We start from the raw sequence: 12197 nt of genomic DNA, 5'->3' as shown, positions 1-12197 counted from the left end.
AGCATGCAGACATCCACCGAGCTTGCGCGGCCGATCGACCGCTATTTCGCCAGCTACTCCGACGACCACCGCAATGTCATCAACCAGCGCATCCACGTGGTGGCGGTGCCGGCAATCCTGTGGTCGGTGGTGGCCCTGCTGTGGTGCCTGCCGCCGCTGATCACCTGGTTCCAGTACGGCATCTGGTCGGCGTTCGCGATGTTCAGCGCCTGGTGCTTCTACAACAAGCTGTCGCGCCCGCTGGGCATCGGCATGCTCATCCAGTTCTTCGTGTTCGGCTGCCTGTGCAGGCTGCTGGAGGCCGAGATCGGCCTGCATAACCTGTTCTGGCTGGCGGTGGGTGTATTCGTTGTGGCCTGGATCGCCCAGTTCATCGGTCACAAGTTCGAGGGCCGCAAGCCCAGCTTCCTGACCGACCTGACCTACCTGCTGATCGGCCCGGCCTGGGTGATGGCCAAGTTCTACCGCAAGCTCGACTGGCGCTACTGACCTGCCCGTGGCCGACGGTGCCCCTCGTTTCCTGAACGGGCAGATTCCGTCACCCGCACTCCACGACGGCCCTGCCAGCCTGCACCGGTGATCCGTTCCCCACCTCCCGCCCGTCGACGGCAGCCCCTGTGCGACAGGGCCTGCGGTCTCCCTGCGTGGGCGTAGGGTGTCCTCCTAGGGCAACCGGGGAGGGACCGCAGCAACGTGATGCTGCGCTGCAGAAAAAATGAATCAGCGGACGTTACATGCAATTGATCGCTGTTCGATGGGTTTCGGCGACATTTCGCAGCCTGTTATCCTCCCTGACCTGCTCGTGAATCATGGATTCCCTGCATGCTCCCCAGCCTGCCCCTGCTGCTGGCCCTGCCTTTCCTGATGGCAGCGGCTGTTGCGGCCTTCCCCCGTAGTTCGCGCTCGACTGCTGCCTGGCTGGCGGCGCTGGCGCCGTTGGGCGGACTGGCCATCCTCGGCTGGCTGACCCCGTCGGTGCTCGATGGCCAGGTGGTCCGCACCCTGGTGCCCTGGCTGCCGCAGATCGGCCTGGACTTCACCCTGCGCCTGGACGGCCTGGCCTGGATGTTCGCCGGGCTGGTGCTCGGCATCGGCGCGCTGGTGGTGCTGTATGCGCGCTACTACCTGAGCCAGCAGGACAACGCCCACCGCTTCTACTGCTACCTGCTGCTGTTCATGGGCGCCATGCTGGGCATGGTGCTGTCGGGCAACCTGCTGTTGCTGATGATCTTCTGGGAAATGACCAGCATCAGCTCGTTCCTGCTGATCGGCTTCTGGTCGCACCGCCAGGACGCCCGCGAAGGCGCACGCATGGCGCTGGTGATCACCGGCGGCGGTGGCCTGGCCCTGCTCGGTGGCGTGCTGCTGATCGGCCGCATCGTGGGCAGCTTCGACCTGGACGTGGTGCTGGCCGCCGGCGAGCAGATCCGCGCCAGCGCGCTGTACCCGTACGCACTGTTCCTGGTGCTGGCCGGCATCTTCACCAAGAGCGCGCAGTTCCCGTTCCACTTCTGGCTGCCGCACGCGATGGCGGCGCCGACCCCGGTCTCGGCCTACCTGCACTCGGCCACCATGGTGAAGGCCGGTGTGTTCCTGCTGGCGCGGCTGCACCCGGCACTGGCCGGCAGCGACCTGTTCTTCTACACGGTCAGCGGCGTCGGCGCGCTGACCCTGCTGATCGGCGCCTGGAACGCGATCTTCCAGCACGACCTGAAAGGCCTGCTGGCGTACTCGACCATTTCCCATCTGGGCCTGATCACCCTGCTGTTCGGCCTGTCCACGCCGATGGCGGTGGTGGCCGGCGTGTTCCACATCCTCAACCACGCCACCTTCAAGGCCTCGCTGTTCATGGCCGCCGGCATCATCGACCACGAAACCGGCACCCGTGACATGCGCAAGCTGGGTGGCCTGCGCAAACTGATGCCATTCACCAGCGCGCTGGCGATCATCGCCTCGCTGGCGATGGCCGGCATCCCGTTGCTCAACGGCTTCCTGTCCAAGGAAATGCTGTTCGCCGAAGCGCTGACCGCCGGCGGCGGCCCGGGCGCCATGCGCACGGCGGTGTCGATCGCGGCGCTGCTGGCCGGTGTGTTCGGCGTGGCCTACAGCCTGCGCTTCGTGCACGACACCTTCTTCGGCCCCGGCCCGCACGACCTCGACCGCGTGCCGCATGAGCCGCCGCGCTGGATGAAGGTGCCGGTGGAACTGCTGGTGGTGATCTGCGTGGCGGTGGGCATCGCCCCGGCACTGACCGTGGCGCCGGTGCTGCATGCCGCCGCGGCCTCGATCCTCGGCAATGCCATGCCCGAGTACAGCCTGGCGGTATGGCACGGTTTCAACCTGCCGCTGGCAATGAGTGCGATCGGCGTGGTCGGTGGCGTGGCGCTGTACTTCGGCCTGCGCAGGCTGATCAATCTGCACGGCGTGGAAACCCGCACCACCGGCCGCAATGTGTTCCATGCGCAGCTGGATGCGCTTTCCGCGCTGGCCATGCGCCTGACCAACGGCATCGCCAACGGCAGCCTGCAGCGCATGCTGCTGGGCCTGGTGCTGGTGGCGATCGTGGTCGCCGCCGCACCATTCGTGGCCAATCCGGCCTCGCCGAACTGGACCGCGCCGCAGCCGATCCCGCTGCTGGGCTGGGCGCTGTGGCTGGTGATGATGGCCTGTGCGGTCGCCACCCTTCGCGTCTACAAGCAGCGCCTGCTGGCGGTGCTGCTGGTCGGCGGCGTCGGCCTGATGGTGGCGCTGACCTTCGTGTTCCTGTCCGCGCCCGACCTCGCCCTGACCCAGCTGCTGGTGGAGATGGTGACCCTGGTGCTGATGCTGCTGGGCATGAACTACCTGCCCGCGCAGTCCGGGCCGGAGCGGCCACGCTGGCGCAAGCGCCGCGATGCGGTGATCGCGATCATCGCCGGTGCCGGCCTTGGCGCGCTGGCTTACTCCGCGATGACCCTGCCGCCGAACACCATGGCCGGCGAGCTGCTGGGCCGGGCACTGCCCGAGGCCTACGGCCAGAACGTGGTCAACGTGATCCTGGTCGACTTCCGCGGCTTCGATACCTTCGGCGAGATCACCGTGTTCGGCATCGCCGCGCTGGTGGTGCACGCGCTGCTGCGGCGCACCCGCATGGCGCCGGAGCAGATCATGCCCGGCCCGCCAATCAAGCTGCCGGTGCCGGCCGACCTGGCGCAGATCATGTTCCCGCTGACCCTGACCGTATCGATCTTCCTGTTCCTGCGCGGCCACAACGCGCCGGGCGGTGGCTTCATCGCCGGCCTGGTGCTGGCGGTGCCGCTGCTGATCCAGTACGTGATCCAGGGCACCGCGTCGGTGGAATCGCGCTTCGGCTTCGACTACATCCGCTGCATCGGCACGGGCCTGTTGATCGCCCTGCTCAGCGGCAGCGCGTCGATGCTGTTCGGCGTGCCGTTCCTGACCAGCGGCCACCTCGACCTGCACCTGCCGCTGATCGGCGACGTACCGCTGGCGAGTGCGATCGGCTTCGACATCGGCGTCTATCTGGTCGTGTTCGGTGGCGCCATGCTGATGCTGTCGATGATGGGCACGATCAAGCCGTCGCGTACCCGCACTGCCCGCAAGGGTGAGATCGACCTGCAACGCCGTTCGGCACGCACCGGGGAGATGCACTGATGGAACTGGCCCTGGCTACCGCGATCGGCGTACTGACCGCCATCGGCATCTACCTGCTGCTGCGTGCGCGCAGCTTCGATGTGATCCTCGGCATGACCTTCCTGTCCTACGCCACCAACCTGCTGATCTTCGCCGGTGGCCGCGTGGTGCTGGGCAAGGCACCGGTGCTGCAGGAAGGCGTGGACAGTCACCTGGGCAACTACACCGATCCGCTGCCACAGGCGCTGGTGCTGACAGCGATCGTGATCGCCTTCGCGATGACCGCGGTCAGCATCGTGCTGGCCATGCGCAGCCGCAGCGACAACCACAGCGACCACGTGGACGCCCACGAGCCGGATGACGACCTGCAGGATGAGCGCATGCCGCCGCGCCAGGGCGAGGACCGCGCATGAACCACCTGGTGATCCTGCCCATCCTGATTCCGCTGCTGGGTGCTGCACTGTCGCTGTTCGTCGAACACCGCCGCTATGGCCCCAAGGTGCAGCGCGCGGTGGCCTGGACTGCGCTGTCGGCGCTGGCGCTGGCGGTGGGCCTGCTGTTTGCCACCACCGCCACTGGTGAGATCAACGTCTACCTGCTCGGCGACTGGCCGTCGCGTCTGGGCATCGCGCTGGTGGCCGACCGGCTGTCGGCGTGGATGCTGCTGACCACCCTGCTGCTGGCCATTCCCTGCCTGCTGCATGCCTGCTCGGGCTGGGACCGTCGTGCACCACACTTCCATGCACTGTTCCAGTTCCAGCTGGTCGGCCTGAATGGCGCATTCCTGACCGGCGACATCTTCAACCTGTTCGTGTTCTTCGAGGTGATGCTGATCGCCTCCTACGGCCTGCTGCTCAGTGGCGGCCGCGGCCTGCGCATGCGCATCGGCCTGCACTACGTGGTGTTCAACGTCACCGCCTCGACCCTGTTCCTGATCGCACTGGGCCTGCTGTACGCCTCGCTGGGCTCGCTGAACATGGCCGAGCTGTCACAGCGCATTGCCGAGGTGCCGCCGGCGCAGCTGACTCTGGTAAAGGCCACGATGGGCCTGTTGCTGCTGGTGTTCTGCGCCAAGGCTGCACTGATGCCGCTGTACCTGTGGCTGCCGGAAGCCTATTCGCGCGCACCGGCCGCCGTGGCCGCCCTGTTCGCGATCATGACCAAGGTCGGCCTGTACTCGGTGCTGCGCATCCAGATGCTGTGGTTCGGCGACGATGCCGGTGCGATGGCCGGCTATGGCCGCGACTGGCTGCTGTGGGCCGGCGTGGCAACGCTGGTGCTTGGCGGCCTCGGTGCGCTGGCCGCGACCCGCCTGCGCGTGCTGATCTCGTATCTGGTGATCGTCTCGGCAGCCACGCTGTTCATCGCCTTCTCGGTAGGCACGCCGCAGGTGCTGTCCGCCGGCCTGTACTACCTGCCGCACAGCAGCTTCGTCGCCGCCGCACTGTTCCTGATTGCCGACCTGATCCGCCGCCGCCGCGGTGGCGCCAGCGACCGCAAGGAAGTAGTCGCGCCGATGCCGGGCAAGGAAACGCCGGCGGTGCTGTTCCTGATCGGCGCGGTGTCCGTGGCCGGCCTGCCACCGCTGTCCGGCTTCCTGGCCAAGGCCGCACTGCTGGCCGGCATGCCGGCGCAGTACACCGCGCCGGTGTGGACGGCAGTGCTGGTGAGCAGCCTGCTGGTGATCATGGGCCTGACCCGAGGCGGCATCCGCCTGTTCTGGCGCGTGCCGCCGGTCGAGGCCGATGCACCGAAGCCGCGCAAGGCACGCCTGCGCCGGGTCGAGCTGTACGCGGCCTGCATCCTGCTGGCCTGCGGCATCGGCATGACCCTGGCCGCTGCACCGCTGATGCGCTACACCGACGCCACCGCCGCACAGCTGCTGCACCCCAGCGAGTACGTGCAGCAGTTGCGCGCGACCACGCCGGAGATCCGCCAGCCATGACCGCCCAGCGTTCCCTGTTCCGCCGCATCATTCCCTCGCCGATGCTCAGCATCATGGTGGTGGCGTTCTGGCTGCTGATGTCCGACAGCTTCACCCTCGGCCAGTTCGTGCTGGGGCTGGTGCTGGGCGTGGTGGTGCCGCTGTTCGCCGCGCGCCTGGACCGCGAGTTCGCCCGCATCGGTACCCTGCGACCACTGCCCAGGCTGCTGTGCGTGACCCTGTGGGACATCCTGATGTCCAACATCCGCGTCGCCGTGCAGGTGCTGGGCCCGGAGAAGAACATCCATCCGGGCTTCATCTGGCTGCCGCTGGACATCGCCAACATCCACGGCATCGCCGCGCTGACCAGCATGATCACGCTGACCCCGGGCACGGTCTCGGCCGCGCTCAGTGACGACCGCAAGTTCCTGCTGGTGCACGTGCTGCACCTGGAGGACCCGCAGGACCTGATCGATACGATCAAGCGCCGTTACGAGGCGCCGTTGATGGAGATCTTCCCATGACCGGTTTTGAAGTCATCCAGACCACCCTGGTGGTGTGCATGCACGTGGTCGGCCTGGCCATGCTGCTGGCCACCTGGCGCCTGCTGCGCGGGCCGACCGTGCCCGACCGCATCCTCGCGCTGGACACGCTGTCGGTGACCGCGATCGCCGAGCTGATGCTGTTCGGCATGTACCTCAACTCGCCGATCTACTTCGAGGCGGCGCTGATCATCGCCATGCTGGGCTTCGGCAGCACCGTGGTGCTGAGCAAGTTCGTGCTGCGCCGGGACATCGTCGAATGATCACCGCGATCCAGATCGGCCTGTCGATCCTGCTGCTGTTCGGCTGCTTCTTCATCCTGGTCGGTGCATTGGGCCTGGTGAAGCTGTCCACGTTCTTCAAGCGGCTGCACGCACCGACCAAGGCCAGCACGCTGGGCGTGGGCTGCGTGCTGGTGTGCTCGGTGTGCTACCACATCTTCCTCGGCCAGGACCCGCAGCCGCGCGAGCTGCTGATCACCGTGTTCCTGTTCATCACCGCACCGATCAGCGCGCACATGATGGCCAAGGCCGCGCTGTCGCTGCTGATGGAAACCCGCCCCAGCCTGCCCGGCAACGAGCCGGCTGCTGAAGAGCAGCTGCCGCCGCCGGAACCGGTGCGGGAAGAAGAAACCACGCAGAACCGGTGAATCCGGTAGCGGCCGACCTTGGTCAGCGCTTTGTTTCCCTGAGTGCCAACCAAGGTTGGCACCCACCGGGTGATCGGTGGTGGGTGCCGACCGTTGGTCGGCACGGAACCAACCACATCTACGCATGGCGTGGATCTACCGACTGCAATGCCCGGTAGCGGCCGACCTTGGTCGGCGCTTTGTTTCCCCGAGTGCCAACCAAGGTTGGCAGCTACCGCATCATCGGTGGGTGGACCGGTGGGTGCCGACCTTGGTCGGCACGGAACCAACCGCATCCACGCATGCGTGGATCTACCGACTGCAATGCCCGGTAGAGGCCGACCTTGGTCGGCGCTCTGTTTCCCCGAGTGCCAACCAAGGTTGGCAGCTACCGCATCATCGGCGAGGTGGCCGGTAGGTGCCGACCTTGGTCGGCACGGAACCAACCGCATCCACGCGTGGCGTGGATCTACAACGCCGGTGCGCCCACCAACAGCAGCTCCAGCACGAACCAGCCCGCGAACGCGACCAGCAGGATCGCGCCTTCGCCGCGGCTGATCTTCAGGTCGCCGCGGAGCATGGGGTACAGCACCAGTGCGAAGGCCAGCAGCGCCGGCAGTTCCAGGCGCACGAACGAGGCCGGCAGGGCCAGCGGCTGCAGTACGGCCATCGCACCAATCACCAGCAACAGGTTGACCACGCTGGAACCCAGCACGTGGCCCAGCACCATGTCGCCATGGCCACGGCGTGCGGCAGCAATCGCGGTTGCCACCTCCGGCAACGCGGTACCGATCGCGACCGGCAGCAGACCGACCAGCAGCGGCGTCCACCCCAGTGCAACACCGAAGTCCGCCGCCGCACCGACCACCAGGCGGGCGCCCCAGTACAGCGCCAGCGCCGCGATCAGCACCCGCAGCACATTCAACGGCAGGCTGGTGCGGCTCAGTGCGGACTCAGCGATGGCTGCCTGCACCTCCGCACTCTCGCTGCGGCCACGACGCAGCAGCACCACCTGCACGATGATGAAACCAGCCACCAGCACGCCGCCTTCCCAGCGCGCCAGGCCGCCATCAAGACCGAACAGGATCAGCACCACGCCGGCCGCCAGCAGCGACCACCACAGCACCGTCTGCAGGCGCGCGCGCAGCAGCAGTGGCGCAGCCATGGCCGCCACGGCCAGGGTCAGGCCGAGGTTGACGATGCTGCTGCCCACCGCGTTGCCCAGCGCCAGCTCCGGCTGACCGACCGCCAGCGCGCGCGCGTTGACCGCCAGTTCCGGCAGCGAAGTGGTCACCCCGAGCAGCAACAGGCCAGCCGTGAACGGACTGGCCCCGAAGCGTTGCGCCAGGCCGGACACGGCCTTGACGATGGAGTCCCCGCCCAGCGCCAGCAGCAGCAGGCCGAGCAGGAACCAGGCAATGGCAATGGCGATCATCGAGCACTCCCCCAGCGGTCGTGGCGCGATTCTACGCTGGCCCCGCGCGCATGGCTGGGCCGTGGATCAAGGATCAGCCACAGCCTTCCACATAATCGACCTGCGGGGTCTGCCCGACCCGCCACGCGCCGACCCGGCCGTCCGCACCGAGCGCGAAATCGATCACCGCCCCACCCTCCTGCGCCGGACGCACGCGCAGGTGCTGGGCCTTCTCGTCGTACTTGTCGGGGACGACGTCACCGCGCTCGGGATACAGCACCTGCAGCTCGCCCAGGGTCATGCCGACCTTGCCGCCGCCCGGTGCGATGATGGCGGCGCTGCGCACGTCGTAGCGCACCAGCTTGCGGCCCTCGATCATCAGGCGCGGGTCTTCGGCATTCTGCGGTCGCAGGAAATAGCAGCCATCGTTGCTGTCGTCGACCTGCAGCGGTTTGCCACTGGCATCGGTGCCCAGCCCCTGCAACGGCGCGCCGAAGCCACTGCGGACCTCAGCGATGCCGGCACCCAGCTTCGCGCCGGCGAAGCCCTCCAGGTGCGCGGGACTGTCCTCGCGGCGGTCATTGGCTGGACGGGCTGCCAGATCAGGATCCGTCGACTGCGCGGGCCCCGTCGCCGAGGCGGTTTCGGCCGGGGTATCGCTGCCGCTGCCGGCCGCCCCCTGTTTGTCCTGGCCGCCGCAGGCGGTGAGCGAAAGGAGCAACAGACCAGCAAGCGGAAGGTGCTTCATCGGTGCGGTTCCCTGGCACGAAGGTGGCTGCACGCTAGCCCATCCTGTGTGCAGGCGCTGCATTGTCATCGCGGTTTCATCGCCTTCGTTCAGGCTCGGCGAGCACCGACCTGGCCGTCCCTTCCATGCAACCGCGCAAGACCGATCTCGCCCGAACCGCGCTGCAGGCCCACCGCGCGCCGCTGGACATGCGCCAGCGCCGGCTGCTGATCCTGTGCGACGGCCAGCGCACCATTGCCGACCTGACCGGCCTGCTCGGCCAGGACGCACCTGCGATGGTCATCCAGCTTGTGCAGGCGGGGTACCTGAGCACTGGCGTCCCAGCACCGTCGCCCGCAACCGCGGTAGCGCCGGTGCCCACACCGCCGGCAGCCGCACCTGCAGCAATTGCTGCACCCGCGGTCGAACGCCGCCGCTCGCTGGTGGCCGCGCGCATCTATGTGCTGGGCATCCTGGAGATGCAGCGCCACCCGCAGGCGGCTGCACTGTTCCGCGACCTGCAGCAGGCGCGTGCGGAAGACGAGGTGCTGCAGCGGCTGCAGTCGGCGATGCAGATGCTGCCCGGGCTGACCTCGGACGGCTATTGCCAGCGCGTACGCCAGCGCCTGTTGGAAGCCCTGCCGCTGGAGCATTGCGACGCGTTCGCGGAGGTGGCGTAAGCGCAGGTTCCGGCGGAGAACATCCACGCATGGCGTGGATGCGATCAGGATCCGTGCCGACCAAGGTCGGCACCCACCAAGCTAGCGGGACGACCGGAAGTTGTTGCGCAGGCCGTTCCAGCACTGCTGGTAATCGCCCTGGCGGTGGCCGGCGGCCAGCGCCTGTGCGGTCGGGCGGATCACTGCGCGGGTCTCGAACATGAAGGCCATCGTGTCCTTGATCACATCGGCCTTGGACAGGTCCGCATTGGAGGCCTTGTCGAAGGTCGGCGCATCCGGACCGTGACCGCTCATGCAGTTGTGCAGCGACGCGCCGCCGGGCACGAAGCCTTCGGCCTTGGCATCGTAGGCGCCATGCACCAGGCCCATGAACTCGCTGGCGATGTTGCGATGGAACCACGGCGGACGGAACGTGTTCTGCGCCACCAGCCAGCGTGGCGGGAAGATCGCGAAGTCCATGTTGCTGGTGCCGGGCGTGTCGCTGGGCGAATGCAGCACCAGGAAGATCGACGGATCCGGGTGGTCGTAACTGATCGAACCGATGGTGTTGAAGCGGCGCAGGTCGTAGCGGTACGGCGCGTAATTGCCATGCCAGGCCACCACGTCCAGCGGCGAATGGTCGATCGGCGCACGCCACAGGCGGCCCTCGAACTTGGCGATCAGTTCGAAATCACCATCGACATCCTCGAACGCCGCGTGCGGGGTTTCGAAGTCGCGCGGGTTGGCCAGGCCGTTGGACCCGATCGGACCGAGGTCCGGCAGTTTCAGCAGCGCACCGTAGTTTTCGCAGATATAGCCGCGGCTCGGGCCATCGGGCAGTTCGACGCGGAAGCGCACGCCGCGCGGGATCACCGCGATCTGCTGCGGCTCGATCTCGATCACGCCCAGCTCGGTCAGCAGGCGCAGGCCGCCCAGCTGCGGCACGATCAGCAGCTCGCCGTCGGCGTCGTAGAAGTAGCGGCCGACCATGTCGCGGTTGGCAGCGTATAGGTGGATGCCCACGCCGGCATGCGCATCGGGCGAGCCGTTGCCACCCATCGTGTACAGGCCTTCGACAAAATCGGTCGGCAGCTCCGGCAGCGGCAACGGGCTCCAGCGCAGCTGGTTCGGCGAGGCCGGCTGTGAGCCGAAATCACACTGCAACCGCGACTGCGCGAACGGGGTGAACTCGCCATGGGTCACCGCCGGGCGGATCCGGTACAGCCAGCTGCGGCGGTTGCTGCCACGCGGCGCGGTGAAGGCGGTGCCGGTCAACTGTTCGGCGTACAGGCCGTGGGCCACCTTCTGTGGCGAGTTCTGCCCGACCGGCAGCGCGCCGGCGACGGCCTCGGTGGCGAATTCGTTGCCGAAGCCGGACTGGTAGCCGCGGGCGGAGATGGCGGTGGACATGGAAACTCCAGAGATTGCCGGCCAGCGGCCGGCACTACCATTTGGACAGGCAATGTCGGCGAGAGGCCAACATTGCCTGCAGACCTTACAGCACGCCGCGGCGGATCTGGTCGCGCTCGATGCTCTCGAACAGTGCGGTGAAGTTGCCTTCGCCGAAGCCTTCGTTGCCCTTGCGCTGGATGATCTCGAAGAAGATCGGGCCGATGCAGTTCTGGGTGAAGATCTGCAGCAGCTTGCGCTGGTGGGTTTCCGGATCGGCATCGATAAGGATCTTGTTCTTCGCCAGGCGCGGCACGTCTTCACCGTGGTTCGGCACGCGCTGGTCGATCACGTCGAAGTAGGTCTCCGGCGTATCGAGGAAGTCCACGCCCTGCGCGCGCATCGCTTCGACGGTCTCGTAGATGTTCTCGGTGAAGCAGGCGATGTGCTGGATGCCCTCGCCCTTGTACGCGTCCAGGTACTCGTTGATCTGGCTCTTCGGGTCGGACGACTCGTTCAGCGGGATGCGCACGATGCCATCCGGCGCGGTCATCGCCTTGGACACCAGACCGGTCTTCAGGCCCTTGATGTCGAAGTAGCGGATCTCGCGGAAGTTGAACAGGCGCTCGTAGTAGTCCGACCACTGCTGCATGTTGCCGAAGTACAGGTTGTGGGTCAGGTGGTCGATGAAGGTCAGGCCGAAGCCCACCGGGTGCAGGTCGGCACCGGCAATCGGCTCGTAATCGCCATCGAAGATGCTGCCGGCGCTGCCATAGCGATCGACCAGATACAGCATGCAGTCGCCGATGCCCTTGATGACCGGCGCGCTGACCGCCTTGCTCTCCGGCTTGAAGGCGATGGCTTCGGCGCCGTTGCCCAGCGCGGTCTGGTAGACCTCCTGGCCCGGCTTCTTGAAGCGGATGGCGAAGCCGCAGGCGCACGGGCCGTGCTTTTCGGCGAAGTCCGAGGCGAACGAATCCGGGTCTTCATTGACCAGGAAGTTGACGTCGCCCTGGCGATAGACGGTAATCGGACGCTGCTTGTGCTTGAGCACCGCGCTGAAGCCCATCTTCCGGAAGTACTCGTGCAGCTCCTGGCCACGGCCGGCCGGGGCGGCGAATTCGACGAACTCGAAGCCGTCGATGCCCATCGGGTTCTCGAAGGTGGTGACCTGCATGCCGGGGTTGGGGTGCGAGGCGGTCGGGACTGCGGTATTCATGGCGTGGCTCCGAATCGGTACCGCATCGGTACAAACCAGGTGCGGGCAGGTAGGGACCCGGC

Annotated in this window: 12 protein-coding genes; 8 read left to right on the top strand and 4 right to left on the bottom strand. The window is 67.0% G+C overall.

Translation table 11 applies throughout. The features are described 5' to 3' along the window. Positions 1-3: 3 nt before the first annotated feature. The 7 genes from ACX9OT_RS17050 (at position 4) to ACX9OT_RS17020 (ending at position 6748) form a co-directional block, all read left to right on the top strand. A complete protein-coding gene (locus ACX9OT_RS17050) occupies positions 4-489 on the top strand; it encodes an Mpo1 family 2-hydroxy fatty acid dioxygenase (RefSeq protein WP_005411329.1) in 486 nt (161 codons plus the stop codon). 333 nt (positions 490-822) lie between these two features. After that, positions 823-3654, top strand: coding sequence for a monovalent cation/H+ antiporter subunit A (locus ACX9OT_RS17045; RefSeq protein WP_277779213.1), 2832 nt, complete (start codon positions 823-825; stop codon positions 3652-3654). Further along, positions 3654-4046, top strand: a complete 393-nt coding sequence (locus ACX9OT_RS17040; RefSeq protein ID WP_049401674.1) for a Na+/H+ antiporter subunit C — start codon at positions 3654-3656, stop codon at positions 4044-4046. The genes ACX9OT_RS17045 and ACX9OT_RS17040 overlap by 1 nt, the downstream gene beginning before the upstream one ends. Beyond that, positions 4043-5578 carry a monovalent cation/H+ antiporter subunit D gene (locus ACX9OT_RS17035; RefSeq protein WP_277779212.1) on the top strand — a complete coding sequence of 512 codons (1536 nt, stop codon included), beginning with the start codon at positions 4043-4045 and terminating at the stop codon, positions 5576-5578. The genes ACX9OT_RS17040 and ACX9OT_RS17035 overlap by 4 nt, the downstream gene beginning before the upstream one ends. Beyond that, a complete protein-coding gene (locus tag ACX9OT_RS17030; RefSeq protein WP_071227672.1) occupies positions 5575-6081 on the top strand; it encodes a Na+/H+ antiporter subunit E in 507 nt (168 codons plus the stop codon). The genes ACX9OT_RS17035 and ACX9OT_RS17030 overlap by 4 nt, the downstream gene beginning before the upstream one ends. After that, a complete protein-coding gene (locus ACX9OT_RS17025; protein WP_005411334.1) occupies positions 6078-6362 on the top strand; it encodes a K+/H+ antiporter subunit F in 285 nt (94 codons plus the stop codon). The genes ACX9OT_RS17030 and ACX9OT_RS17025 overlap by 4 nt, the downstream gene beginning before the upstream one ends. After that, the gene (locus ACX9OT_RS17020) at positions 6359-6748 is read left to right on the top strand and encodes a Na+/H+ antiporter subunit G (RefSeq protein WP_049401677.1); all 390 of its coding nucleotides are present in this window, start codon (positions 6359-6361) and stop codon (positions 6746-6748) included. The genes ACX9OT_RS17025 and ACX9OT_RS17020 overlap by 4 nt, the downstream gene beginning before the upstream one ends. Before the next feature lie 448 nt (positions 6749-7196). On the opposite strand, the gene ACX9OT_RS17015 is transcribed toward ACX9OT_RS17020, so the two are convergent. Then, a complete protein-coding gene (locus tag ACX9OT_RS17015) occupies positions 7197-8162 on the bottom strand; it encodes a sodium:calcium antiporter (RefSeq protein ID WP_277779211.1) in 966 nt (321 codons plus the stop codon). 73 nt (positions 8163-8235) lie between these two features. Further along, positions 8236-8889, bottom strand: a complete 654-nt coding sequence (locus tag ACX9OT_RS17010; RefSeq protein WP_277779210.1) for a hypothetical protein — start codon at positions 8887-8889, stop codon at positions 8236-8238. A gap of 125 nt (positions 8890-9014) precedes the next feature. On the opposite strand from ACX9OT_RS17010, the gene ACX9OT_RS17005 reads away from it, so the two are divergent. Next, positions 9015-9548, top strand: coding sequence for a hypothetical protein (locus ACX9OT_RS17005; protein WP_049461227.1), 534 nt, complete (start codon positions 9015-9017; stop codon positions 9546-9548). 81 nt (positions 9549-9629) lie between these two features. On the opposite strand, the gene hmgA is transcribed toward ACX9OT_RS17005, so the two are convergent. Continuing rightward, positions 9630-10937, bottom strand: coding sequence for a homogentisate 1,2-dioxygenase (hmgA, locus tag ACX9OT_RS17000; RefSeq protein ID WP_277779209.1), 1308 nt, complete (start codon positions 10935-10937; stop codon positions 9630-9632). 85 nt (positions 10938-11022) lie between these two features. Next, positions 11023-12135 carry a 4-hydroxyphenylpyruvate dioxygenase gene (gene hppD / locus ACX9OT_RS16995; RefSeq protein ID WP_277779208.1) on the bottom strand — a complete coding sequence of 371 codons (1113 nt, stop codon included), beginning with the start codon at positions 12133-12135 and terminating at the stop codon, positions 11023-11025. Positions 12136-12197: the final 62 nt, after the last annotated feature.

Source organism: Stenotrophomonas genospecies 3 (assembly GCF_054473855.1).
Note: the sequence above shows the minus strand (reverse complement) of the source record. Positions and strands in the feature narration are given on the sequence as shown.